Source organism: Streptomyces atratus (genome assembly GCF_900119365.1).
GTDB classification, from domain to species: domain Bacteria; phylum Actinomycetota; class Actinomycetes; order Streptomycetales; family Streptomycetaceae; genus Streptomyces; species Streptomyces atratus_B.
The window spans coordinates 1-25,438 of sequence record NZ_FPJO01000023.1 but is presented as its reverse complement, the minus strand read 5'-3'; the positions used below and the strand labels follow the sequence as shown (position 1 = coordinate 25,438).

General features: G+C 70.9%; 21 protein-coding genes and 1 riboswitch. Of the genes, 4 read left to right on the top strand and 17 right to left on the bottom strand.

The window, feature by feature from the left end; genetic code table 11:
* Nucleotides 1-19 precede the first annotated feature (19 nt).
* From BT364_RS29565 to BT364_RS29510, 12 genes are all read right to left on the bottom strand, one after another.
* The gene (locus BT364_RS29565) at nt 20-1,405 is read right to left on the bottom strand and encodes an NAD(P)/FAD-dependent oxidoreductase (RefSeq protein ID WP_072488304.1); all 1,386 of its coding nucleotides are present in this window, start codon (nt 1,403-1,405) and stop codon (nt 20-22) included.
* Nucleotides 1,406-1,818: 413 nt separating this feature from the next.
* The gene (locus BT364_RS29560; protein WP_072488303.1) at nt 1,819-2,760 is read right to left on the bottom strand and encodes a Ppx/GppA phosphatase family protein; all 942 of its coding nucleotides are present in this window, start codon (nt 2,758-2,760) and stop codon (nt 1,819-1,821) included.
* An 82-nt stretch (nt 2,761-2,842) separates the two neighbouring features.
* Complete coding sequence (locus BT364_RS29555) at nt 2,843-3,376, bottom strand: DUF501 domain-containing protein (RefSeq protein ID WP_072488302.1); 534 nt, start codon at nt 3,374-3,376, stop codon at nt 2,843-2,845.
* A gap of 59 nt (nt 3,377-3,435) precedes the next feature.
* On the bottom strand, nt 3,436-3,906 hold the full coding sequence (locus BT364_RS29550; protein ID WP_072488301.1) for an FtsB family cell division protein: 471 nt from the start codon (nt 3,904-3,906) through the stop codon (nt 3,436-3,438).
* Nucleotides 3,907-4,004: 98 nt separating this feature from the next.
* Nucleotides 4,005-5,285, bottom strand: a complete 1,281-nt coding sequence (gene eno / locus BT364_RS29545) for a phosphopyruvate hydratase (protein WP_072488300.1) — start codon at nt 5,283-5,285, stop codon at nt 4,005-4,007.
* Nucleotides 5,286-5,571: 286 nt separating this feature from the next.
* Nucleotides 5,572-6,339: a LysM peptidoglycan-binding domain-containing protein gene (locus BT364_RS29540; protein WP_072488299.1), complete on the bottom strand. Its 768-nt coding sequence runs from the start codon at nt 6,337-6,339 to the stop codon at nt 5,572-5,574.
* Nucleotides 6,340-6,342: 3 nt separating this feature from the next.
* Nucleotides 6,343-6,514, bottom strand: a riboswitch (cyclic di-AMP (ydaO/yuaA leader).
* A 300-nt stretch (nt 6,515-6,814) separates the two neighbouring features.
* A complete protein-coding gene (locus BT364_RS29535) occupies nt 6,815-7,795 on the bottom strand; it encodes a LysM peptidoglycan-binding domain-containing protein (protein WP_072488298.1) in 981 nt (326 codons plus the stop codon).
* Nucleotides 7,796-7,900: 105 nt separating this feature from the next.
* Nucleotides 7,901-9,214 carry a cytochrome P450 family protein gene (locus BT364_RS29530; RefSeq protein ID WP_072488297.1) on the bottom strand — a complete coding sequence of 438 codons (1,314 nt, stop codon included), beginning with the start codon at nt 9,212-9,214 and terminating at the stop codon, nt 7,901-7,903.
* A gap of 59 nt (nt 9,215-9,273) precedes the next feature.
* On the bottom strand, nt 9,274-10,248 hold the full coding sequence (locus tag BT364_RS29525; protein WP_072488296.1) for a nucleoside triphosphate pyrophosphohydrolase: 975 nt from the start codon (nt 10,246-10,248) through the stop codon (nt 9,274-9,276).
* A 231-nt stretch (nt 10,249-10,479) separates the two neighbouring features.
* Complete coding sequence (locus BT364_RS29520) at nt 10,480-11,124, bottom strand: SurA N-terminal domain-containing protein (protein ID WP_072488295.1); 645 nt, start codon at nt 11,122-11,124, stop codon at nt 10,480-10,482.
* Nucleotides 11,125-11,262: 138 nt separating this feature from the next.
* Nucleotides 11,263-11,664: a GtrA family protein gene (locus BT364_RS29515; protein WP_072488294.1), complete on the bottom strand. Its 402-nt coding sequence runs from the start codon at nt 11,662-11,664 to the stop codon at nt 11,263-11,265.
* Nucleotides 11,661-12,623 (bottom strand): glycosyltransferase family 2 protein, encoded by a 963-nt coding sequence (locus tag BT364_RS29510; protein WP_072488293.1) that lies wholly within the window; start codon nt 12,621-12,623, stop codon nt 11,661-11,663. The genes BT364_RS29515 and BT364_RS29510 overlap by 4 nt, the downstream gene beginning before the upstream one ends.
* A 123-nt stretch (nt 12,624-12,746) precedes the next feature.
* On the opposite strand from BT364_RS29510, the gene BT364_RS29505 reads away from it, so the two are divergent.
* Nucleotides 12,747-15,287 (top strand): YfhO family protein, encoded by a 2,541-nt coding sequence (locus BT364_RS29505; protein WP_079179690.1) that lies wholly within the window; start codon nt 12,747-12,749, stop codon nt 15,285-15,287.
* Between the two features lie 12 nt (nt 15,288-15,299).
* Here the strand turns inward: BT364_RS29505 and BT364_RS29500 are convergent, their stop codons facing one another.
* The 3 genes from BT364_RS29500 to BT364_RS29490 all read right to left on the bottom strand — a co-directional run bounded on the left by BT364_RS29500 (nt 15,300) and on the right by BT364_RS29490 (nt 19,780).
* Complete coding sequence (locus BT364_RS29500; protein ID WP_072488292.1) at nt 15,300-16,835, bottom strand: serine/threonine-protein kinase; 1,536 nt, start codon at nt 16,833-16,835, stop codon at nt 15,300-15,302.
* A complete protein-coding gene (locus tag BT364_RS29495) occupies nt 16,832-17,566 on the bottom strand; it encodes a hypothetical protein (protein ID WP_072488291.1) in 735 nt (244 codons plus the stop codon). Before BT364_RS29495 ends, BT364_RS29500 begins: the two co-directional genes overlap by 4 nt.
* 120 nt (nt 17,567-17,686) lie before the next feature.
* Nucleotides 17,687-19,780: an N-6 DNA methylase gene (locus BT364_RS29490; RefSeq protein ID WP_072488290.1), complete on the bottom strand. Its 2,094-nt coding sequence runs from the start codon at nt 19,778-19,780 to the stop codon at nt 17,687-17,689.
* Nucleotides 19,781-19,999: 219 nt separating this feature from the next.
* Here BT364_RS29490 and BT364_RS29485 point away from each other — a divergent pair, with 219 nt between their 5' ends.
* Nucleotides 20,000-20,851 carry a DUF4190 domain-containing protein gene (locus tag BT364_RS29485; protein WP_072488289.1) on the top strand — a complete coding sequence of 284 codons (852 nt, stop codon included), beginning with the start codon at nt 20,000-20,002 and terminating at the stop codon, nt 20,849-20,851.
* A 570-nt stretch (nt 20,852-21,421) separates the two neighbouring features.
* Here the strand turns inward: BT364_RS29485 and BT364_RS29480 are convergent.
* Nucleotides 21,422-22,156 carry an HNH endonuclease family protein gene (locus tag BT364_RS29480; RefSeq protein ID WP_177328286.1) on the bottom strand — a complete coding sequence of 245 codons (735 nt, stop codon included), beginning with the start codon at nt 22,154-22,156 and terminating at the stop codon, nt 21,422-21,424.
* Nucleotides 22,157-22,400: 244 nt separating this feature from the next.
* On the opposite strand from BT364_RS29480, the gene BT364_RS29475 reads away from it, so the two are divergent.
* Both BT364_RS29475 and BT364_RS29470 read left to right on the top strand, forming a co-directional pair.
* The gene (locus BT364_RS29475) at nt 22,401-23,840 is read left to right on the top strand and encodes an ATP-binding protein (RefSeq protein WP_072488287.1); all 1,440 of its coding nucleotides are present in this window, start codon (nt 22,401-22,403) and stop codon (nt 23,838-23,840) included.
* A 310-nt stretch (nt 23,841-24,150) separates the two neighbouring features.
* The gene (locus BT364_RS29470) at nt 24,151-25,095 is read left to right on the top strand and encodes a helix-turn-helix transcriptional regulator (RefSeq protein WP_143166568.1); all 945 of its coding nucleotides are present in this window, start codon (nt 24,151-24,153) and stop codon (nt 25,093-25,095) included.
* Between the two features lie 151 nt (nt 25,096-25,246).
* Here BT364_RS29470 and BT364_RS29465 read toward each other — a convergent pair.
* Nucleotides 25,247-25,438: transposase (locus tag BT364_RS29465; RefSeq protein WP_177328152.1), on the bottom strand; the 192-nt coding region annotated here is incomplete at its 5' end.

Here is a 25,438-nt window from a genome sequence, read left to right as displayed (position 1 = left end):
GAGTGGGCCCGCGGTCGGACTAGGAGGCCTTGGCCTTCTCGCCCTCGGCCTTGGCGGCGGCCGGTGCCGGGGCCGGCTTGGCGGCCTCGTAGAACTCCTCGCGCGGCGTCTCCATGGCGCCGAGCGAGACGACCTCGCGCTTGAGGAACATCGCAAGGGTCCAGTCGGCAAAGATCCGGATCTTACGGTTCCAGGTCGGCATCGCCATGCCGTGGTAGCCACGGTGCATGTACCAGGCGAGGCGTCCCTTGAGCTTGATCTTCATCTTGCCCATGACGATCATCGCGACGCCCTTGTGCAGCCCCAGACCGGCGACGGCACCCTTGTTGGCGTGGCTGTACTCCTTCTGCGGGAAGCCCCGCATACCGGAGATGACGTTGTCGCCGAGGACCTTGGCCTGCCGCAGCGCGTGCTGGGCGTTGGGCGGGCACCAGGCGTTCGGGTTGCCGGCCTTGCGGCCGACCATGTCCGGGACCTGGGCGTTGTCGCCCGCGGCCCAGATGTAGTCGGTGCCCTGCACCTGGAGCTTCTCGGAGGTGTCCACGTGGCCGCGCGGACCGAGCGGCAGGCCGAAGCGGGCCAGCGCCGGGTTCGGCTTCACGCCGGCCGTCCACACGATGGTGTTGGAGTCGACCTCGAGGCCGTTCTTCAGGACGACGTGACCATCGACGCAGGAGTCCATGGAGGTCGAGAGGAAGACCTCGACACCACGGGCCTCCAGGTGCTCCCGGCCCCAGGTGCCCAGCTTCGGGCCGACCTCGGGAAGGATCTTGTCGGCGGCGTCGACGAGGATGAAGCGCATGTCCTCGCGCTTCACGTTCGTGTAGTACTTCGCCGCGTCGCGGGCCATGTCCTCGACCTCGCCGATGGTCTCCGCGCCGGCGAAGCCGCCGCCCACGAAGACGAACGTCAACGCCCTGCGGCGGACGTCCTCGTCGGTCGTCGAGTCGGCCTTGTCCAGCTGCTCGAGGACGTGGTTGCGCAGGCCGATGGCCTCCTCGATGCCCTTCATGCCGATGCCCTGTTCGGCGAGGCCGGGGATCGGGAAGGTGCGGGAGACCGCGCCCATCGCGATGACCAGGTAGTCGAAGGGCAGCTCGTAGGCCTCGCCGACGAGCGGCGCGACCGTGGCGACCTTGCGGTCCTGATCGATGGTCGTGACGCGGCCGGTGAGAACCTCGGCCTTCGGCAGTACGCGTCGCAGCGGGACGACGACATGCCGAGGCGAGATGCTGCCGGCGGCGGCTTCGGGGAGGAAGGGCTGGTAGGTCATGTACGACCGGGGGTCGACGACCGTGACGGTCGCCTCGCCGTAGCGCATCTTCTTCAGAATGCGCCGAGCTGCGTACAGGCCTACGTACCCACCGCCTACTACGAGGATCCTGGGACGCTCCGTGGTGCTCATGCCATCGAGTATCCACCCCCCTCGGAGGGCATGCTCGTGAGCCCCTTCACAAGCTACGGGCAACCTTCTGCTACACTTCGCCGCCCACGTGACCGAGGTCATGATCCCGCAGGGGAACCACGGTGTGACGGCGAACGTTGTTCACCGCTTGTGAGCTGGCCCTTGGCCCTCCGGACGGGGTGAACCGCCGCTCCGATTCACCCGCCGGCATCATGCCCGGAACACTCCCGTGCGGACACACGACGGCCCCGCGAACGCCTCCGGGCACCCATACGGACCAGAACTGCCCTCCACAGGGCCGAATTCCTTGTGAAGAAGTTCACGAACTTTGTCGCGACGTGTCTCGCGAACCACCGTCCGGGCGGCCCATGGAGGCTCAAAGGTGCAGGCCAAAGCACGCATGTGCATCGGCCTCAGGCGATCGACCAGCCGATTCCGTCGAGGATGTCGTGCTCGCTGACCACGACCTCCCGGGCCCCGGTCCGCTCCATCAGGGCGAGCAGGATCAGCGCCCCGGACGTGATCACATCGACCCGTCCCGGGTGCATCGCGCCGATCGCGGCCCGCTCGGCGTGGGTGGAGCCGAGGAGCCGCCCGGTGATCTCCCGTACCTGCTCGACGGAGATCCGGGAGTGGTGGATCGCCTCGGAGTCGTACGCGTCGAGCCCCAGGGCGATCGCGGCGACCGTGGTGACCGTCCCGGCGAGGCCGACGAGGGTGGCGGCCCCGGCGAGCGGGACGGTCTCCTCGGCGAGGTCCAGGGCGGCGTCGATGTCGGCGCGGATCGCGGCGATCCGGGAGGGCGTCGGCGGGTCGGTCACGACGCCGTCGCGCACCAGGTGCCGCTCGGTCATCCGTACGCAGCCGATGTCCACGGAGCGTGCGGCCCGCACATGGTCGTCGCCGACGACGAACTCGGTGGAGCCGCCGCCGATGTCCACGACGAGATACGGCTTGGCGAGGTGGTCGCGGCCGGCGAGCTCCTTGGTGGCTCCGGTGAAGGAGAACTCCGCCTCCTGGTCACCGCTGATCACCTCGGGCTCGACGCCCAGGATCTCCAGCACCCCGCGGACGAACTCGTCCCGGTTCTCCGCGTCGCGGGAGGCGGAGGTGGCGACGAAGCGGATCCGCTGCGCCCCGTACTCCTTGATCACCTCCGCGTACTGGCGGCAGGCGGCGAAGGTCCGCTCCAACGCCTCGGGGGCGAGCCGGCCGGTCCGGTCGACGCCCTGCCCGAGGCGGACGATCTCCATCCGCCGGTCGAGCTCGACGAGCTCACCGGTGGACGGGTCCGCGTCGGCGACGAGCAGGCGGATGGAGTTGGTACCGCAGTCGATGGCGGCCACGCGGCTCATGAAGTACTCCCGAATCAAGCAGACGAAGCCCCTCCGGCGGTCGAGGAGCGGGGGTCCGGGGGCGGAGCCCCCGTGGGAACGGTCAGCCCTCGTCCGGCGCGCCGCACGGCGAGACGCACGGCCCCTTGCGCCACCACTCCGGCAGCATCGCGATCGCCTCGTCGCCCAGCGGATTCACCCCCGGCCCCGCGGCCAGCGAGTGCCCCACCAGGACGTGCAGGCACTTCACCCGGTCCGGCATGCCACCCGCACTCGGGAAGCCCTCCAGCACCTCGATGGCGTCGCGCCGTGCGATGTAGTCCTCGTGAGCGGCCCGGTACGCGGCGGCCAGCTCGGGGTCCGTACCGAGGCGCTCGGTCATCTCCTTCATGACCCCGTTCGCCTCCAGCGTGCCGATCGCGGACGCGGCGCGCGGGCACGTCAGGTAGTACGTCGTCGGGAACGGCGTACCGTCCTCCAGCCGGGGCTGCGTCTCGACCACGTCCGGGTTGCCGCACGGGCAGCGGTGCGCGATCGCGCGCAGGCCGCGCGGCGGGCGGCCCAGCTGCTGCTGGAACGCGGCGATGTCCGCCTCGGTGGGCGCGGTGGGCTCGGTCTGCGGAGGGGGGGTTTCCATGCCTGCCTAGGTTCTGATCGGGCTGCTCGAACTGCGGTTCTGCAGATGGATGAAGAGAGTCAGTCGCGGTCGGCGCTGTCCACGCCGTCCCAGAGGTTGGAGTGCCACGGCCGACCGGACTCGTCCGTCCTGCCCTCGCGCTCCTTGACCGCGTCGGGGTCGATCACCGTGTAACCGGTCTCCCCGGGAAGAAGGTAGTGCAGGTGCGTACGGGCCAGCTGCCTGATGTACGCGTCGTCCTGGAGGCGCGCCTTCTCGTCGCGCAGCTCCTCGGTACGGGCCTTGGCCTCCTGCGCCAGGCGCTCCTGGTCGGCGATCTCGTCCTGCTGCGAGACGTACTGCCGCATCGGGTACGCGAGCGCGACCACCAGGGAGCAGACGACGAGCGCGAGGAAGGCGGCCCGGCCGGTGAGCCGTGAGCGGCGGGCCTGACGGCGGTTCTGGGACCGGTAGACGCGGGCGGCGGTCTGCTCGCCGAGCAGCCGCAGCCGGGTCGCGGTGGAGAACCGGTCCCGGTCCTTCGCGGCCATGTCTCCGCCTCCCCACTACGCACGTCCGTCCCCGCACACGGTACGGGACCGAGTGCGGGGACGGACGGAGGCCGGGGCACTTGCCCCCGCCGGGCTTGTCAGACCTTGAACCGCGGGAAGGCCGAGCGGCCCGCGTACACCGCGGCGTCGTCGAGGATCTCCTCGATGCGCAGCAGCTGGTTGTACTTGGCGACGCGGTCCGAGCGGGCCGGGGCGCCGGTCTTGATCTGGCCGCAGTTCACGGCGACCGCGAGGTCGGCGATGGTGACGTCCTCGGTCTCGCCGGAGCGGTGGGACATCATGCACTTGAAGCCGTTGCGCTGGGCCAGCTCGACGGCGTCCAGGGTCTCGGTCAGCGAGCCGATCTGGTTGACCTTGACGAGCAGGGCGTTGGCGGAGCCCTCCTCGATGCCGCGGGCCAGGCGCTCCGGGTTGGTGACGAAGAGGTCGTCGCCGACGATCTGCACCTTGGCGCCGAGCTTGTCGGTGATGACCTTCCAGCCGGCCCAGTCGTCCTCGTACAGCGGGTCCTCGATGGAGACCAGCGGGTACGCGGAGACGAGCTCCTCGTAGTACTCGGTCATCTCGGCGGCCGAGCGGGACTTGCCCTCGAACTCGTACTTGCCGTCCTTGTAGAACTCGGACGCGGCGACGTCGAGCGCGAGCGCGATGTCCTTGCCCGGGGCGTAGCCGGCCTCCTTGATGGCCTCGATGATGAGGTCGAGGGCGGCGCGGTTCGACTCCAGGTTCGGCGCGAAGCCGCCCTCGTCGCCGAGACCGGTCGACAGGCCCTTGGTCTTCAGGACCTTCTTCAGCGTGTGGTAGACCTCGGCACCCCAGCGCAGCGCCTCGGAGAAGGACTCGGCGCCGATCGGCGCGATCATGAACTCCTGGATGTCCACGTTGGAGTCGGCGTGCGAACCGCCGTTGAGGATGTTCATCATCGGAACGGGCAGCAGGTGCGCGTTCGGGCCGCCGAGGTAGCGGAACAGCGGCAGGTCCGAGGCCTCGGAGGCGGCGTGGGCGACGGCCAGCGAGACGCCGAGGATGGCGTTGGCGCCGAGCGAGCCCTTGTTCTCGGTGGCGTCCAGGTCGAACATCGCCTGGTCGATCAGGCGCTGCTCGGTGGCGTCGTAGCCGACGAGCTCCGGGCCGATCTGCTCGATCACGGCGAGGACGGCCTTCTCGACGCCCTTGCCCTGGTAGCGGTTGGGGTCACCGTCGCGAAGCTCGATGGCCTCGAACGCACCCGTGGAGGCGCCGGACGGAACGGCAGCACGGCCCGTGCTGCCGTCGTCGAGGCCGACCTCTACCTCGACCGTGGGGTTTCCGCGGGAGTCGAGGATTTCCCGGGCTACGACGACGTCGATGGACGGCACGAGGCATCTCCTTCTGGGATATGACGCTGTTTGTGCAGGGTCGCTTTGGCCTTGCGCCAAGAGCCTAACCGGCCCGGCCCGCTCAGCCCGACGACCGCCCGTCCCCTGGGACGAAAAAGGACCCAAGGGCGCACATTGCCGGGCAAACAGCCAGAAATTTACCGGCCAGTAACTACAACAGTCGAACGGTCCGGCGCTCCCCCGAGCACGGACGGCGGAACCCCGGCCCGGCGCGTACGGGGGAATGCGCGCCGGGCCGGGGTGCTCAGGGAGGAGGGAGCCGCGACTACTTCGTCAGGTGCAGCTGCTGACCCGGGTAGATCAGGTCGGCGTTCTTGACGATGTCCTTGTTCAGCTCGAACAGCTTCTGCCAGCCGCCCTCGACCTTGTGGTCGGCGGCGATCTCGCTCAGGGAGTCGCCGGAGACGACCTTGTACTCGCCGTCACCCTTCTTGACCTTCTCGCCGGTCGGGGTGGTGACGGTCTTCTTCGACTCGGCCTGCGGGGCGGCGGAGCGCTCCGAGCGGGAGGCGGCGGGGGCCTCGGTGCGCTCGCTCTGCTTCGGCTGGGCCTGCTGCGACTGCTGCTTCGGGGCGGCCGGGGCGCTCTGCTGCTCGGAGGCGCCGGAGCTCGCGGTGGAGTTGGAGGAGGAGCCGGTGTCGACACCCGGGTCGACGCCGTCGTTGGTCAGGTTGCCGGCGCCGGCGCAGCCCCAGGCACCCGGGCCCTGCATGTCGAGGAGCCGCTCGGCGGTGGCGATCTGCTGGGCCTTGGTGGCCAGGTCGGCGCGGGGGGCGTACTGCGTACCGCCGGCGGCGGCCCAGCTGGACTGCGAGAACTGCAGACCGCCGTAGTAGCCGTTGCCGGTGTTGATGGACCAGTTGCCACCGGACTCGCACTGGGCGACGGCGTCCCAGGTGGCGACGGAAGCGGCGGAGGCGCCGGTCGCACCCATCAGGGGCACGGCGACAGCGGCACCGGCGACACCGGCGAGCGTGGCGATACGGACGGCCTTGGACGGGCGGCGGTGCTTGCCCTTGCCGGAAAGCAGCATGGAACTTCTCCTCACCGACGCCTACGAGGTGAGCTGTCGGGTTCGGGCCAAGTGAGTTGCCCGGTCGCACGTCCTAGCACGCGACTTCACCCCAAGCCGGTCCTGATGCGTCTTTCGACGATCGGGCCCGGCGCTTACCTGGGTCCCCCGCTCCTGCCTACGGCGCTTTACGCGTCTGTTCCCTTCGACCGACGGCAGGATTCGGCGTGACGGTCGACGGGGCCCGCGGTGCGAGCACTTCCGACCGTAAACATACGCAACCCTCACATTCAAAGATGGACACATCGGACAATCTGCCCGTACTCGCATCTGAAGAACCGTCGTTTCCGCAGGTGGGACGCGATGCGGAAGGGGTCCCCGGGCGCGACACGCCAGTTGACGCAAAGAGACCCATGTCTCACTTACGCATAAGTGGACATAGGTCCCTGAACTGCCCCGATTTTCGAGGCATTTTTAGTCGATTATCAGACTGCCTTCACTGGTCCTTCACATCGAGATCGAGGCTCTGGCCAGGGAGGATGAGGTCCGGGTCGGAGCCGACGGCACCCTTGTTGGCCTCGTAGAGCGCGGGCCAGCCGCCGGGAACTTTCTGTGCGTCAGCAATCGACCAGAGGTTGTCGCCGGGCCGGACGGTGTACGTGCCGTCAGCCGCCGGCTCGGCCGTGTCGCGCGCGTCGCCGCCGCCGCGGGAAGCGTGCCGGCCCGACTCACGGTTGCCGCCGTCCGTGCCGCGGCTCCCCTCGGCGGCCGACGCGCCGCGGTGCTTGCCGCCCACGCCACTGGACGAGTCGGGCGCACCGGACGCATCACGGGGCGTACCGGAGGGCGCGTCAGGGGACGGGGTGGTCGATCCGGAGGGCTTCGGGGACGGCGAGGTCTTCCCCGACGGCTTGCCGGCCCCCTGCGCGCCGTCCGCGCCGTCCGCGCCGTCCACGCCGTCCACGGCGTCCGTGCCGTCCGAGGTGCTCCCGGACGGCGTGGCGTCGCCGGACGGGTCCGCCGACGCGCCATCAGCCGGCTTCGCGCTCCCGGCCGGGTCCTCGGCGGGCAGGGAGCCCGGGTCGACCCCCGGCAGCGTCCCGTCCACCGCGAGGCCGGAGATGACCGCGCAGCTGGGCCAGGCCTTCGGCCCCCGGTCGTCCAGGACCTTCTCGGCCACCTCTATCTGCTGCGCCCGGCTGGCGAGGTCGGCGCGCTCCGCGTACGCCTCACCGCCGTACGCCTTCCAGGTCTCCGGCGAGAACTGCAGGCCGCCGTAGTAGCCGTTCCCGAAGTCGGCGCTCCACGCGCCGCCGCTCTCGCACTCGGCCACCCGGTCCCAGGTCGTCGCGTCGGCCGCGTGCGCACCGGACGCGCCGAGCAGCGGGATGGCGATGGCCGATCCGGTCACGCCCGCGGCGACGACGATGGCGGGTGCCTGACGGGGCCGACGGTGTCTGCCGTTCGCGGAGCCCATGGGGTTGCCTTCCGTGTGACTGACGTGTGACTGGTGAGTCGAACGGTGAACCTAGCGGGACTCGAACGCGCGTCACAAGTCGATGCAGCGCAGATCACGTGAAAGTCACAGAATTGACGGGGCGTCATATTCTGCCCGGGTGAGCCCCGGCGTGAACTCCACCGGGAGCGTGCGAAGTCCACGCATGATGAGCCCGCCACGCCACCGCAAATCGGTAGGTTCTACCGCAAGCCGCAGGTCCGGAAGGCGGGTCAGAAGCGTGGCGAGCGCGGTCTGTCCCTCCAGCCGGGCGAGCGGCGCGCCGAGGCAGTAGTGGATGCCGTGCCCGTATCCGAGGTGCTGATTGTCACGCCGTGCGAGGTCGAGCGTGTCGGGATCCTCGAAGCGCTCCGGGTCGCGGTCGGCCGCGGCGAGCACCACGAGCACCGGGTCCCCGGCCGCGATGTCCTCGCCGCCGAGCGTCAGCGGCTCGGTGGCGAACCGCCAGGTGGCCAGCTCCACCGGGCCGTCGTACCGCAACAGCTCCTCGATCCCGGTCTCCAGCAGCCCGCTCTCCCCCGAGTCCAGGGAGAGCTGGAGCCGTTCGCGCTGCCCGGGGTTGCGCAGCAGGGCGTAGACCCCGTTGCCGATGAGGTTGACCGTGGTCTCGAAGCCGGCGAAGAGCAGGATGAAGGCCATGGCCGCGGCCTCGTTCTCGGTGAGGTGCTCGCCGTGGTCGCTGGCCCGGATCAGCCCGGAGATCAGATCGTCCCCGGGGTTCTCCCGCTTGCGGTGGATCAGTTCGGCGAGATAGCCGCGCATCTTCTTCACCGACCGGGCCACCCCGCCGCGCGGGCCGCCGCCGTGGCGGATCATCATGCCCGCCCAGTCCCGGAAGTCGTCCTGGTCCTCGCGCGGGACGCCGAGCAGATCGCAGATCGCGTAGATGGGGAGCGGGAAGGCGAAGTCATGGATGAGGTCCGCCTTCCCCTCCGCGACGAAGCGGTCGATGAGCCGGTCCGTCAGTTCCTGTACGCGCGGTGCGAACTCGGCGACCCGGCGCGGGGTGAACGCCTTGGAGACGAGGCGGCGCAGCCGGGTGTGGTCCGGCGGGTCGATGTTCAGCAGATGCGTCATCAGCTCCGCCTTGCGCTCCCCCGGGATGCCCGTCTTCCCCTTGGCGTGCGCCGGCTCGGCGTGGTGCGCCGGATTCTTGGAGAGCCGGGAGTCGGCGAGCGCCTGCCGCGCGTCCGCGTACCGGGTCACCAGCCAGGCCTCGACACCGCTGGGCAGCGCGGTCCGGTGCACGGGACTGTGCTCGCGCAGCCAGGCGTACGCCGGGTACGGGTCGGTGGCGAACTCCCAGGTGAAGAGTTCGGGCGCGCCGGCGGGGCAGGCGGCGGGCTGATCGGCGGGGCGGTCGGCGGGGCTGTGGTTCACCCCCCGACGTTATCCGCTGCCCCCGGACGCCCTCCGGCGCCCTCCGCCGCTGTCCGGCGTCAGGCGTTGCCCTCCGCCGCCCTGATGGCGTCCCGGTAGGCGCGGCCCGCGGCCCGCAGTGCGGCCTCGGGGTCGATGCCGTCCTGCTCGGCCCGTACGGCGAGGGCGAGGAGCTCGTAGCCGATGCCGTCGCCGGTGGGGAGCGGCACGTCGAGCCTCGCGGTACGGACCCGGCCGGCCAGCTTCGCCGCCAGCGCCAGGCCGGGCTGGCCGAGCGGGACTCCGTCGGTGACCGAGTCGCGCCGCTTCTCGATGGCCTTGGTGCGCAGCCAGTGCGCGTGGACGTCCTCCGGGGTCTCGGCGCTCTCGTCGCCGAAGACATGCGGGTGGCGGTGGATCAGCTTCTCGACGAGGGTCGCGGCCACGTCGTCGACGGAGAACGGCTCCGCCCCGTCCTCGGGGCGGCCTTCCTCGGCGATCCTGGCGTGGAAGACGACCTGGAGGAGTACGTCGCCGAGCTCCTCGCGCAGCTCGTCGCGGTCGCCGTCCTCGATCGCCTCGACGAGTTCGTACGCCTCCTCGATGGCGTACTTGGCGAGGCCCTTGTGGGTCTTCTGCGAGGTCCACGGGCATTCGATCCTGATCCGGTCCATGACCTGGACCAGATCGAGGAGCCGGGCGCCCGGCAGGTCGTACGAACCGGGCAGCAGCTCCAGGTCCGGCATCCGCACCCGGCCCGAACCGGCGAGCCGTGCCAGACCGTCGGTCAGCGGCTGGTCGCCCTCGCCGCCCGCCAGGACGACGACGGACCGGCCGCCCGCACAGGCGTCGACGAGCTCCTGCGCGGAGGGCGCGGAGTGCTCGACGGTGACGCCCGCCTCACGCAGATACGGCAGCTGCGGGTGGTCCGGCTCGGCGCAGAGCACCCGGTCGGCGGCGTGCAGCGCCTGCCAGGCGGGCCAGGACAGGAGTCCGGGCGCGACACGGTGGCTGGCGGTGAGCAGAACGATACGGCCGGGGTCTTCAGCGTTCACCGTTCGAATCTACCGCGGTCGCTCCCGCCGCCCGTGCCGCGGCCGGTCAGCACCCTTCTAGGGCGTGTTTCGAAAGTAGCGTCGTCCGCCCGGAGGGCGGGGTCGGGGGCGTCCGGCGCGTGCGATCGCAAGGCGGAGGGAGGAGAGCGCAGCGGGCTGCGCCGACGACCGACAACGCGGCGAGCGTGCGTGCCGGACGCCCCCGACCAGGCGGGACTTTCGAAACACGCCCTAGGCGTTGGCACCGGCCGGCTTGGTGACCCGGTTGATCCAGGGGGCCTTGTAGTCGGCGAGCTGGGTCTGCTTGTCGTCCCAGGCGCCGTAGCGCGGATTGACGTCGACGCGCAGTGCCTTCGACGCCTTGCTGAGCGCCTCGCCGACGGCCTGCTGACCGGCGGGCTGCTGGAGGTCGGCGCCGAGCGCCTGGGCCAGCTTCGTCAGCTGGACCTGCTCGCGCAGGACGGAGTCGATCTGGTCGGGGGCGACCCAGCTCTGCTGGAGCATCGCCGTCCGCAGCCCCGCCTCGCCGCCGGTCTGTGCCGCCGCGGCCTTGCGCATCTGCTGGATCTCGTTGCGGCTGACGCTCACGCCCGCGTCCTGTGCGGCCCGGTCCACGACCCGGTCGAAGATCATGCTGTGCAGCTTGGCCCGGCTGAGCTGCCCGGACTTGTCGATGAGCTGGGAGGCGTCCCTCGAATCGCGCTGGGCCTCGCGTACGGACGCCACCTGGCTCTGCAGCGTGGAGACCTCGATCCGGTCCCCGCCGACGACGGCCGCGGCGCCCGGGTGGGCCTCGCTGCCGCAGGCGGTCAGGAGTGGGGCGCCGACGAGCAGGGCGGCGGAGACGGTGAGCGCGGTGCGACGGCGGCGGTGCAAAGGAACCTCCCGGGGAGACTTTGTGCATCAGTGCACAAGACCTTGCGGTGATCGATGTTAGGCAGTGGACGTGGCCGGGGCCACCGATTCGACCAACGATTCGGGAGGAGTTGGGGATGTGGGCCCGGTCCGGGCCGCTCAGGGCACGCGTTCGGCCGACGGGGCCGGGGTGTCCGGCCGCAGCATGATCGTGCGCGAGACGACGAAGGTGATCGGGATGGCCGCCGCGGCCGCGACCAGTGGCGCGTACCGGCTGCTGAACCCGGCGAGGTCGACCAGCAGATAGACACCGCCGGTCGTGATGACGAAGTTGGCCGCGTTGGTGAGCGGGAAGAGCAGGAACTTCCGCAGGGTGGGACGGGTCCGGTAGGTGAACCAGCAGTTCAGGAAGAAGGAGCCGGTCATGCTCAGCGCGAAGGCGATCACATGCGCGGCGATGTAGGGCAGCCACGTCAGCAGGACGAGGTAACAGCCGTAGTACGTGCCGGTGTTCACCACTCCCACGAGGGCGAATCGGGCCATCTGTGCCGTGACCGTCATCGGCGTACGAACTCCTGGGGCTCTCGTATCCTCTGCGGCGCCTCGGTGTTCGTGGCCTTCACCAGGAAGTGCGGGCGCCTCTTCACCTCGTAGTAGATACGGCCGACGTACTCGCCGACCACCCCGGCCATCACCATCTGGACCCCGGCGAGCGCCGTGACCACGACGATCAGGGTGACATAGCCGGGGGTCTCCACTCCCTGCACCAGGGCGACGCCGACGATCCACGCCGCATACGCGAAGGCCACGGACAGCAGCAGCATGCCCAGGTAGAGCGCGGCACGCAGCGGTTTGTTGTTGAAGGACAGCAGCCCGTCGAGACCGTAATTGAGCAGCTTTCCGAAGGTCCAGGCGGAACTGCCCTGTTCGCGGACGGCATTCTCGTAGCTGAAGGTCGTCGTACGGAATCCCACCCAGGCGAAAAGGCCCTTGGAGAACCGGTTGTATTCGGTGAGTTCCAGTACGGCGTCGACGGTGCGGCGGGACAGCAGCCGGAAGTCCCCGACGCCGTCGACCAGCTCCACGTCCACCAGGCGGTTGATCAGCCAGTAGTAGGCGCGGGCGCTGAAGGTGCGGGTGACACGGTCGCCCTTGCGGGTGCGGCGGGCGATCACCTGGTCGTAGCCCTGCGCGTGCTCCTGGAGCATCCGGCCCACGAGCTCGGGCGGGTGCTGCAGGTCGGCGTCCATGATGACCACGGCGTCGCCCTCGGCGTGCTGGAGACCGGCCAGCATGGCGGCCTCCTTGCCGAAGTTGCGGCTGAAGGAGACATAGCGGACCCGCGGGTCGGCGGCGGCCAGCTCCTGGAGGATCACCAGGGTCCGGTCCGCACTGCCGTCGTCGACGAACACCAGCTGGAATTCATGTCCGAGCCCGGTCATTTCGTCCGTGACACGTTCATGGAAGCGTTCGAGGATCTCTTCCTCGTTGAAACAAGGCACCACCAGCGAGATCAGCACGGATGTACATCAGCGCGGCCAGATGTCGGAACTCGATGCAGCACGTGGCCGAGGGACGTCCATTACGTGAACTGACCTATTCCGGAACGGGTTTGAGCGTTCGGAGCTGGCATATTCCTGCGTATGCCGACTTCCCGTCCCCGCCTGTGCGCGGGCTCGCTCGCCGCGCTGCTCACCGTCGCCGCGGTCTGCGCGGGTGACGCCGTGGCGCGCGTCTTCCCGTTCGGGCCGCACACGCGCAGCGTCAACGACCTGGGCAATCAGTTCGTGCCGTTCCACGCCCGGCTGTGGGACCTGCTGCACCAGAACGCCGACGGCGGGCTGCTGCTCAACTGGTCCTCCGGGTACGGGACGAGCTTCCTGCCGGATCTCGGCACCTATCTGACCAGCCCGTTCGCCCTGCTCGTCGGGGTCTTCCCGCGCGACCGGATCGATCTCGCGGTCTATGTGGTCACGGTCCTGAAGATGGCGTCGGCGGCGGCGCTGATGGCCCTGTTCCTGCTGACGCTGCGCGGTGGGCGCTGGTGGGCGGCCGGGGCGCTCGGCGCCTCGTACGCGCTGTGCGGCTGGTCGGTCGCCGAGGCCTCGTACAACCCGATGTGGCTGGACGGGCTGGTCGCCCTGCCGCTGCTCTGCCTGGTCGCCGAGTGGGCCCGTACGGGACGGCACCGGATCGCCGGTCCGCTGCTCGTCGCGGTGGTGTGGGCGGCCAACTTCTACACGGCGTACATGGCGACGCTCGGTGCCGCCCTGGTACTGGCCGTCCGGCTCTTCACCGAGCGGGACGACCGGCGGGCGGTGGTCCGGGGGCTGGTGCGGGCCGTCTGCACGGTCGGGGTGGGCGTCGGGCTCTCGGCACCCGTGCTGCTCCCCGTCTACCTGGGCACCAAGCACGCCTACCCGGGCTGGGACCGTACGTTCGCGCCCGCCGCCTGGCCCGATGTCCTCGCCCGGCTGCTGCCCGCCACGTACAGCTTCTTCACCCCGGCCCTCTTCCTGGGCACCGGCACCCTGCTGCTGGCCTGTGCGCTGGCCTTCCAGCGGTCCGTGCCGGGGCGCGAGCGGTGGGCGTGGGCGGGGCTGGTGGCCGTGGTCGCGCTGTCCTTGCAGTGGGGCCCGACGCATCTGCTCTGGCACGCCTTCGCCACGCCCAACGGCAGTCCGTACCGGCAGACGTTCGTGCTGGCCGGGCTGGTGGTGATCGCCGCCTGGGTCTCGGTCTCGTACGGCCGGCCGGGGCGGCGGGCGCTGCTCGGCGGGGTCGTGGTCCTGGTGCTGCTCGCGGCCGGGGCCGGTTTCAGCGACCTGGTCACCGGGTGGACGTATCCGCTGTTCGCGGTGGGTCTGGTGGCTGCGGCCTGCGCTCTGGTGCTGGTCGGGCGGGGCCGGAGGCTCGCGGCGCTGGCCGCCGTGCTGCTGATCGGCGCACAGGCCGGGCAGGCCGCCGCGGCCACCGCGTACTTCGACCGGCAGCGGCTGAACCGGCTCGACGACTATGCGCCCTGGGGCGAACGGCAGCGGACCCAGGCGGCCGTGGTCGCGGGCGCCGACGGCTGGCCGGGCTACCGCACGGACCCCGGCCGGGAGCAGACCACCGCGAACGATCCGCTGCTGGTGGGCGGGCAGGGCGGCGCGTACTACAGCAGCCACACGCCCGCCGTGCTGACCCGCACGATGCGTGCGCTCGGCGGCGGGTGGACGTCGAACGGCCGGGCCGTGCAGAGCCTCGACAACCCGGTCACGGACGCGGTCTTCTCGGTCGGCGCGCGGGTGCGCGGGCCGCGCGATCCGCACCAGGGGGCGAACGTCCCGGACGACCGGCCGGTGACGGTGAGCCGTGCCGAGGCGCCGCCGCTGGTGACGGTGCGCGGGCCGGGCGGGCCGGTGCCGTACGGCCGTTCGCCGTTCCGGAACCAGGAGCAGCTGCTCGGCTCGCGGGTCTACACGGTGCCGACGACGGCGCTGCGGGCGGCGGACGGCGGCGCGGTGACCGACAGGGGGGCGTACGACTACCGGGTGGGGCGCGGCACGTACACGCTGACCGCCGCCTGCCCGGCGGGCACCGAGGCGTATCTGTGGTCGCCCGACATGTTCGGCCGGGCACGGCTCGGCGACGGCCCGGAGGTCGAGTTCAAGGGGCAGCTGCCGGCCAGGCGTGCCGCGATGCAGCACCTGGGCACGGTCGGCGGGGCCGGGAGCGTGCGGGTCACGCTGACCCCGGTGCGCGCCGGGACCGTGCCGCACCGGGCGATCGGCTGTCTGGACCGGTCCCGGCTGGCCTCGGCGGTCACCGGGCTGAAGCGCACCGGCGCGACCGCCGTCCACGTCACCGGCCACGGCGTCCGGGCCGAACTGCCGCCCGGCACCACCGGAACGGTCGTCATCGCCGCGCCCCGGATCGCGGGCTGGAGCTGTCAGGGCCGCCCCGCGGACAGCTATCTGGGCCTGGTCGCCACCCCGGCCCCGGCCGGCGGCACGGCGGTCGACTGCACGTTCCGGCCCCCGGGCCTGCGGGCGGGCGCGGTGGCCGGGGCGGGCGCGCTGGCCGTCCTCGTACTCGGCGGGCTGGTCCTCGCGCACCGGCGACGGGGCGCGGGGGCCGGGCGGCCCGGCCCCGACCGCTCGCCGCAGCACGCCGGGGCTCCGCAGCCCGTGGACGCCTGACCGGGCCGGTGGTCAGCCGCCCCGCACCTCCACCTGCCGGTCGAGCCGGCGGCGCAGCTCCACCGGCAGCGGGTGGTGGGGCCCGTAGGCCCGCTCGGCGTCGTACAGCAGCGCCTGGAGCTGTACGCGCGCCGTCACATGGTCGCCGAGCGCGAGCAGCAGGTGCGCGATGCGGTTGCGGATCTCGAAGGAGCGGGCCGGGTCGCCGCCCGTGCCGCGGTGGTTCTCGTAGTACGGGAGGACCGCGCGGTACTCCGCGAGCGCGGCGGCCGGTTCGCCGAGCTGTTCCAGGCACTGGGCCGCGTCGTAGCGGAACTGGAGCGTCTGCGCGTCGGCCGGGCCGGCCTCCGCCGCGCGGTCGTCGGCGAGGCGGCGCAGCTCGGGCAGGGCGCGGCGGTACTGGCCGTCGTCCATCAGCGTCGCCGCGTACTGCTTGCGCAGGATGCGGACCACGGCGGAGTCCTCGCCGTGCTGTTCGGCTGCGACCGGGAGGATCGAGCCGAGGATGTCCACGGCCTGGGTGATCCGGCCCTCGCCGAGCAGCTTCTTGACGTCGTCGACGGCGGCGGCCACGTCGGGCCGGGCCGCGGGGGCGGGCGGGGCCGGCGGCGGGGGCGGGGCGGCGGCCCGGTCGGGCCACGGGGCGTGCGGGCGCAGGAACGGGCGGGTCGGGTCGAGCGGTCCGACGGAGAGCCCGGTGCCCGGCGAGGGGAGCAGCGGGGCGAGGTGTTCGTACACCTCCTGGGCGCCGGACGGGCGGTGCTGCGGGTCCTTGGCCAGCAGCCGCAGCACCAGTGCTTCGAGCGGCTCGGGGATGTCGGGCCTGATCCGGCGGACCGGGACCGGCGGCTCGTAGAGGTGGCGGTGCAGCACCCCGAGGGCGGTGGTCCCGGCGAACGGCACCTCGCCGCTGAGCAGCTCGTGGAGGAGCACGCCGAGGGCGTACAGATCGGTGTACGGGCCGACGGCGCCGCCCATCGCCTGCTCGGGGGCCATGTAGGCCGGGGAGCCGATCGGCGAACCGGTGTGGGTGAGCCGGGTGGTGTCGGTGTCCAGGACGGAGGCGACGCCCAGGTCGAGGACGGTGACGGTGCCGTCCGGGCGCACCATCACATTGCGGGGCTTGAGGTCGCGGTGGACGATCGGCACCGCGTGCACGGCGCACAGGACGGCGCAGAGCTGGGCGGCGACCGCGACGGACCACTGCCAGGGGTACGGGTCGTGCTCGGCGAGATGGTCGGAGAGGTCGGCGCCCTCGACGTACTGCATGACGAGGAACAGGTCGTCGCCGTCGCTGCCCGCGTCGTGGACGGTGACCAGGCCCGGGTGGTCGACCTGGGCGGTGACGCGGCACTCGCGGACGAAGCGGCGGCGCAGCTCGCCCGCGGCCTCGCTGCCGATGGGGCCGGTGACCCGGTCGGGGCGGAGCAGCTTCACCGCGACGCGGCGGTCCAGGCGCTGGTCGTAGGCCGTCCAGACCTGGCCCATGCCGCCCTGGCCGAGGATGGTCGCCAGTTGGTACCGCCCGCCGATGAGTCGTCCGCTCACCGGCCCTCCTCCTTGCGGAGGTAGTCGCTCAGCTCGTCGAGCTCGGCGCGGACCTGGTCGATGCGGTGAGGCTGGGGCTGGGGTTGGGGCTGGGGTTGGGGGTGCGGCTGCGGCTGCGGCTGCGGCTGCGGCTGCGGCTGCGGCTGCGGCTGCGGCTGCGGTGAAGGCTGGGGCTGCTGTGAAGGCTGGGGCTGCTGTGCCGGTTGTATCGGCGGCGCGGGGGCGGGCGCGGGCATGGGTGCGGGTCCGGGGACGGGGACGGGGACGGGGGCGGGTTCGGAGGCGGACATTCGCATCGGCACCGTGGGCGCGTACCCGTAGCCATAGCCGTATCCGTTGCCGTATCCCGGCACCGGGGCCCCGTACCCGCCCGTCCGATGCTGCTTCGAGAGCCGTTCGTAGTGGCGGACGTCTCCGACCAGGTAGTACGCGATCGAGCCCGCCATCGTCACCAGCAGCAGCGGGATGAGGACGTTGTCGATGCCGGTCGGCTCGTCGCTGCCGTCCCGGCCGAGGATCGGCAGGAGCACGCAGACGAACACGAATCCGGCCCCGGTCAGCCACCAGTCGGACGCCCGGCGGCGCACGATCGCGAGCCGGAGCAGCGGGCTCCACAGCAGGATCCCGAGCGAGCACACCGAGAGCGCGACGAAGAGCACGCGCATCGAGACGATCCAGGCCCGGCTGGGAACCCGGCGCGGCGGCGTCGGCGGATGACCCGGGGCGTACATGGCTGCTCCTGGAGACCTGGTCGTTGAACATCCGCGCACACGCTCCGTGCGCGCAGATCCGAGCGTAAAGGGCGACACCGACAACCGGCCCCGGGTTGTACGGATCCGCTGTGGTTCACCTCACCCCGGCGCGACCGTGCCGTCCGTCAGCCCGTCGTACATCCCCTGGACGAGTTGTCCGCCGAGCCGGCCGGTCAGCCTCAGGGCGTCCTCGAACTCGGCCAGGGCACGGAACCGTTGCCCGTAGCGCTGCTGCTCGGCGAGCGGCAGCCGCGGCAGTTGGAGGCGGCGGGCGTCCAGCCGGGTGGCGGTGGAGGCGTAGCTGCTGGCCTGGCGGTTGTTGGCGGTGCCGCGCAGGAACCCGGCCAGGAACCAGGGGTCGATGGCGGTCGGATCGGGGCGCAGCAGCTGGAGGTTGCGGCCCAGCGCGGCGCCCGCGGTGGCGTCGTCGACGACGCGGGCGACGGAGCCGCCGCCGAGCACGGGCACGACGACGTCGCCCGGTTCGACGAGGACCGGCTCCTCGGCGGGCCCGTCGACGGGCAGGCTTCCCGAAGGGGCGGTGGAGCCGAGGACGTCGTGTTCGGTGAGGACGGGCCCGGGGCCGGTGCCGGAGCCGCCGGTGCGGAGCTGGAGGGCGCCGGCGCGGGCGAGTTCGCCGACGGTGGTGAGCGGCCAGTGCGCCGGTTCGGAGGGGGTCACGGCCGAGGGGGTGAGGGTGCCGGTGAGGCCGAGCGTCTCGGTGAGCCGTTCCCGTACGCGGATCAGCTCGGCGGGACCGCCCGCGGCGGCCGGCGGCGGCAGATGGCGGGCGGGGGCCAGGTCCACGTCGTCGTCGAGGAGTTCGATGACGGGTACGGCGCGGCCGGCGCCGGGGCGGTCCGCGGCTGGGTGACCGGCGTCCTCGAAGGACTTCCAGGCGTCGAGCACGGCGCCGTGCACCGCCTGCCAGTCGAGCCGGTCGCGCCCGCCGGCGGGGGCGGCCGGAGCCGGGCCCGCCGAAGGCGATTCGGCGGGTTCGGCGGTGTCGACGAGCAGTAGTTCGGGCGAGGGGTGCAGGCCGCTGCCGGGCTTGCGGAGCACCCAGAGGTGGAGCGGGATGCCGTACGGGGGTGCGGCGCCGGCCGGGAGCGCGATGACGGCGCGCAGGGCGCCGCGGCGCAGCAGATCGGCGCGGATCCGGCGGCCGGAGCGGCGGGAGGCGGCGGCCGGGGGCATCAGGAGTACGGCGGTGCCGCCCTCGCGCAGATGGGCCAGGGCGTGCTGGACCCAGGCGAGTTCGGACTCGGTACGGGCCGGGAAGCCGTACTCCCAGCGCGGGTCGTAGGCGAGCTCGTCGTGGCCCCAGTTGCGTTCGTTGAACGGCGGGTGGCAGAGCACGGCGTCGGCGGCGAGCTGCGGAAAGGCGTCGGCGCGCAGGGTGTCGCCGGTCCGTGCCGCCAGGGCGCAGCCGGTGTCGGTGTGCAGGGCGAGTCGCAGCGCGGTGAGCGCGGCGAGGTCGAGGTCGTTCTCCTGGGCGTACAGGGCGGCCGGGCGGCCGACGGCGCGCAGCAGGGCGCCGGTGCCCGCGGCCGGGTCGAGGACCGTGCGGGCGGGCCGCTCCCCCGTCTCCACCAGGGCGGCCATGAGTTCGGCGAGTCCGGGCGGGGTGAGGGTGTACTGGCGCGGGTTGGCGTCCAGTTGACGGCCGAGCAGGAACTCGAAGGTCTCCTGGATCCCGGTCCCGGCGGCGAGTTCGGCGGCGGCGCGGAGCAGCGGAACGGACGGGAGCAGTTCGGCGGGGCTCGGGGCGTGTACGGCTCGCCCGGCTTCCGCCGCCGGTCCGAAGCGGGTGGTGAGCACCTTGTCGACGGCGAGGGAGAGCACGCCGGCCATCCCTTCGTCCGACACGGCGGTGATCTCCGGCCAGGTCCTGGGGCTGGTCCGCAGGAGCAGCAGGGCGCAGCCGGTGTGGACCAGGGCGGGGACGGCACCGGCGGGGTGGCCGGCGAGCTGCTGCCAGACCCGTTCGCGCAGCGGGACCTCGGCGAGCTTCCCCTGGTCGCGGAGCCATCGCTCGACCTCGGGCAGCGCGAAGGACGGGCTCGACTCGGTGCCGCCGACGGGCTTGGGGAAGTCGGCGTGGCGGCGGCGCCAGTTGCTGACCGCGGCGCGTCCCACCCCCGCCAGCCGTGCGATCCCGGCCGCGGTCACCTCTGTCGAGTTCTCCGACACTGACTGTCTCCCTGGTCCTGGCGCTCGTCCCGGTACTGGCTTGTCGGCGAGCATACCGACCCGGTTCACACGACATCGATTCACAGCGTGCATCAACCCATCCATCGTGAATCGTGTTGACTCGGTTCACAAGCCCTGGTCTTATTGACTCGTCGCTGCACGACAGCGATGCACGGAACCGCTCACCACTCATCTCTGTTTTTGCCGGAGGGCACAGCCATGTCCCAGTTCACGCAGCCGCCGCAGTCCCCGCAGCCCCAGCAGCCGTACGCCCCGGCCCAGACGCCGGGCGTGCGCCCGGCCCGCAACGGACTGGGCATCGCCGCCCTCGTCCTGGGTGTCATCGGCGCCGTGTCCGGCCTGATCCCGTTCCTGTTCTGGCTGGCGGGCATCCTCGGCCTCATCGCCCTGGTCCTGGGCCTGGCCGGCCGGGGCCGCGCGAAGCGCGGCGAGGCCACCAACAAGGGGATGACCACCTTCGGCGCCGTACTCGGCCTGATCTCGCTGATCCTCGCGGTGGTGGGTGCGGTGATCACGTTCAAGGCCGTGGACGACGCCGTGAACGACCTCAACAAGGCGGTGTCGGACACCACGGCCTCCGCGAAGCCGAAGCCCGGCGGGGACTCCGCCAAGGGCGGGGGCTCGGACAAGGGCGACGCGGACAAGAAGAAGGAGACCGGCGAGGCGCTGGAGGCCGGTGACTCGGCCGTGTACGACGACGACCTGACGGTCACGGTCGGCGACGCCACCTCGTACACCCCGGACGCGTACGCCGCCGGACACACCAAGGGCCAGAAGGCCTACCGGGTCGCCGTCGTCATCGAGAACGCGGGCAAGGAGAAGTTCGACTCCGCGCTCGTCAGCGTCTCGGCGCGGGCCGGCCAGGACGGCGTGGACGCCGAGCAGATCTTCGACAACAAGGTCGGCGCGGGCTTCAGCGGCACGGTCCTGCCGGGCAAGAAGGTCACGGTCCAGTTCGCCTTCGACGCCCCGGCGGACGCCAGGAACCTGACCGTCGAGGTCAACCCCGGCTTCACGTACGACGCCTCGCAGTGGGACCTGAAGCTCTGACCGTCCTTCTGGGACCGGACAGAACGAACCGGAGAGACCGGAGCCGCCCGGTCACCCTCTCCATGGGCGCGGCAGGCACGATGGAGCTGGTACGGACGGGCGGCACCGTCCGCACCCGGTCGGACGCCGCGATGCTCCGGACGACCGCCACCACCGGCCTCGCCGGCCACTGGGTGAGGCCCACCACCGCCGACCGGCACGCGAAGCCGGCCGAACACTACTGCGACCGGGAGACCTTCCTCGGCCTCCTCGCACCGAAGACCGGAACGGCCCGCAAGAGGCACCCTGACCGTCACCGGCGGGACGGCCGACGGAAAGTGGACGGCGGACATCGCCACCGACGGCAAACCCTTCCTGCTCAAGCTGAACCTGAAACCGCCCCACCCACACGGCGCATCGGGACACGACACCGACCACACCGCCCCCGTGACAGTCGAATTCTCCGAATTCGACAAGCCGTTCAAGGCAACCAAGCCGAAGCCCTGAACCCTTCAAGCCACACAACAGAGCAACGGAACCCGCCCACCCCAGGGCGGGTTCCGTGCACCCCGGACTCCCTGGCCCCTCTGCTCACCCGCCGCACTGCTCCAGCATCGCCGTCTTGTCGGCGGCGGTGACCGGCAGTCCGTACTTCAGGGACACCTGCGCGAACCGCACCGCGTACGAGCAGCGGACCGGCTTGTACGGCGGCAGCCAGGAAGCCGGCCCCGAGTCGCGCTTGGCGTTGTTGGCCGGCCCGTCCACCGGGATGAGGTTGAGCGGGTCGTTGGCGATCTGCTGCCGCTTGGCCTCGTTCCAGCGCGAGGCACCCATCTGCCAGTCGTACGAGAGCGGCATGACGTGGTCGATCTGGACCTTGGTGGCCTGCTGCTTGCGCCAGTCGATGGTGGAGCCGGTGTACGGGTCCTTGAGAGTCATCGACACGACCACACAGTCCGAACCGGACCGGAAACGGAGGTTCTGGCCATCGCGACGAATCAGATCGTTTCGAGTGTCGCACCCGTTCCTCGCAAGTGGCACGCCGTCGGCCGTGTCCATCCACGCATAGCCGAACTTGTCCCGCGCGTAACCGGTCTTCGGCCCTCGCCCCTTCGTCGCCACCTTCTCGATGACCTTCCGCCCGGCTGCCCGGTCCGCCTCGGACGTGAGCGGCGCGAGCCCCGGCTTCGTACCGTCGGCGTTGTCGAGCGGACTGGCCCCGAACCCGGTGACGGCCTGTCCGCCGTCGTCCCCCTCGGAGGGCGAGGGCTCCGGGTCACAGCCGGCCAGGGCCAGCACCGCCGCCACGCCGAGGGCGGGCAGCATCACTCGGTAAGCGCGGGGAGATATCACTCGGAACCGTCCTGACGGAGAGAAAGCCGAACCTGGGAATCCTACGGAGGCCTTCTCCCGGCGGACATGCACATGCCGATGGGCCAGGCGATTGCGACCTGAATCACACATCAACCGAGTCGCCGGACCGCCGGGGCACTTAACATACATCCATGTATGTTACCTAGATGTATGATTCTCCCGTACGCACCCCCTCCGTCCCCGGAAGGTCAGACACATGGGCTTCTACGGCCGCCAACGCACGCTTGCCGATCTGGAACGCCGCACACTGCGCATCCGGGAGTCCGGAACGGGACAGCTGCTCGCCGTACGCGGCCGCCGGCAGGTGGGGAAATCCCGGCTCTTCACACGCTTTGTCGAGCAGTCGGGACTGCCGTACCTCTACTTCTCCGCGGTGAAGAACGCACCGCCCGCCACCCAGCTCCAGGCCCTCACCGCCGAGCTGCACACCTCGACGACCCCGCTCGCCGATGCCGATTCCCTCTTCTCCGCTCCCCCCAGCGACTGGCGGGACGCACTGGGCAGGATCGCCGTCGCCTGCCGCAGCACCCCTTCCGTCGTCGTCATCGATGAGTTCCCGTGGGCCGCCGGGGCGGATCCGACCCTGGAGGGGCAGCTCCAGAACGCCTGGGACCGTCGGCTGGAGAGCACCCCCGTTCTCTTTGTACTGATCGGCTCCGATGTCGGAATGATGGAGCGGCTGACCGAGCACGACAGGCCGCTCTACGGCCGGGCCAGGAGCACCACCGTCGCCCCCTTCGACCCCGCCGAATGCGCCGAAGCCCTGGGCAGCGGAGGGAACCCGCTGGCCGCCTTCGACACCGCGCTCATCACAGGGGGTTACCCACGCCTCGTGCTGGACCGCGCACGCGCGCACAGCACCCGGGCGTTCGTGCACGAACAACTCGGTGACGAGAACAGCGATCTGGCCGTGATGGGGCAGCGGTCCCTCGACGCCGAATTCCCCGACGCACAGCAGGCGCGGCGCGTCCTGTCCGCGATGGGGGGTGCCGACATCGGAGTCAGCACTTTCACCCAAGTCGTCGGAAGGCTTCCCGAGGAAGGGGGCACCGCGCACACAGCAGTCACCAGGGCCATAAAGATGCTCGCCGACAAAGGGGTGGTCAGCGTCGACGTACCGGTCGGCGCGCCGGCGAATAGCAGGCTGCGGCGCTACCGCATCGACGACCCGTACCTGCGTTTCTGGTTCCGCTTCGTCGAGGAACAGCAGGCCCACATCGCCCGCGGCCGACCGGACATCGCCCGCGCGGCCTTCGACCGGGGCTGGCCGAGCTGGCGGGGCCGCGCCGTCGAGCCACTCATCCAGGAAGCGGTGTACCGGCTCAGCCCGGAGCTACCGGGCCTGGAGGACGCCGGGCGGGTGGGGAGCTGGTGGAACCGCGGCAACAGCCAGGAGTACGACATCGTAGTCCCCGCCGCCTCGGGGAAGCGCACGCTGCTCCTCGGCTCGGTCAAGTGGCGCGAGACCAAGCGTTTCAGCGACCGCGAACTCTCCCACCTCGCCGAGGCCCGATCTGCTGTACCGGGCGCCTCGGCGGCCCCGCTGCTGGCAGTGTGCCCGGCAGGGGTCGCGGACGGCGTACACCCGGATCTGACACTCACCCCTGCGGATCTGCTGGGCGCCTGGGGCGCGTGAGGAGTTCCTCCCCCGGGGTGGCGTAGTCACGTTCCGCACACCCCCGGACCTTTACGGGTAACTGTCTCCTCCGGCGCGGCAGACCACAGCATCGATCTCAATCCGGAAACGTTGCTCGGTTCCGCTCCACACGAGTTGCCTCGCCCGAACGACCATGCATGGAATGGAACCAAGCCAACCCCCGCCACAGAGAGCAACTTTGAAAGGGTAAATCGCCAACCATCCTTTATTCGACGCGAGCGTCCTTCGCCAACTACGTGCGGACAGGAAAGTGGGCGGGCGCCTCCTCAGCGCCGCAGACCTTGCAGGCTTGCTGAAGACATCCAAGGCACGCGTACTGGCCTACGAACGGGAGACATCCGTCCCCGAGCCTGCGCGGGTACTCCAGATAGCGAACATATTCAACGTCAATCCCCGCGAGCTCTACCAAGCCCGCCCCGCCGGGCACGTCGACCAGATCAGGGATCTGCGTTGCTACGCGGGGCTGACCGCGGCCGAGTTCGCGAAGACGATCGGCCTCAGCCGTACGACATACCGCGACATCGAGAGTCTGGCGATACTCCCGGCACGCGACGACGGCACCCTTCCCCTGAAGATGGCAAGCGCGTTGGGACTTCCACTGGGCATGATTCACCGCGCCCTGGACCACCACCCCGCGGCCGCCGAACGGCGAGCCACGATCGCAGCGCATTTGGTAGAGGTCTTCAAGCGCGCCGAAGTGATACACCACCCTGCCCTGATCGATCCGGACGACGAGATGCTCACCCGGATCGCCGAACAGCTCAGGCGTCCCGCCAGCGTGGTTTGCCGACTGGTCAACTACGACTTGGGAAGGTACCGGGACCTTCTTCGCCGGTACGAGATCGCGAAAGTCAACATCGCGTACGCCCAAGGCGGGCGCGAGACCCGAGCCAGGGCCAGGGAGGTGGAAAAGCTCAGGGGGAACATCGACCGCCAGCCCAGCGCCGTCGCCTCGTCCCAACTCCGCTTCCTCGCAGAGGCGATGAGTTCCCAGCAATGGCGAACATTGGTGGACCTTCCACGACGAAGCGGCCCCATGTACGACTTCGGAGCCACTCTGAATGATCCGAACGTGAGGCATATCTGGAATGGCTTGCTGGCTCGGGGCTTCGTCAAGGTAGAGAGGAGGCTGAACAGCATCCTGTCCCTCTCCGTCACGAGCTATGGACTGGACATATGCCGAAATCAGCGTCCCTGCTACGCGTGTCTCTATCCGAGGATCACCGCTCCTTAACCTCGCCGTTTCGGTTGGGGTGATGAGTCGTCGCTGATCGTCAGCCGCCGGGTGGGCGAGGTGATTTGGCTGTTTGGGCATGGCGGAGGCCCGGCGCGGTGGTCGGGTTCTCCAGGGTCCTTCGGGTCGTGGGCGGGCAGGGGGTTGTCGGTCAGCCGGCTGGTCGGGGCAGCGCGGCAAGGCGATGGAAGGCGTCGGCGAGTTCGTTTCTCCATGGCCAGGTCGCCGATATCCGCAGGCGGAGGCGCCGCCCGCCTCGGGTGAGGCGGGCGGCGACGTGCAGCAGTCGGTAGCGGAGCTTTTTCGGTTCGGCAGTGGCCAGTTCGCCGTTCAGCAGCAGGAC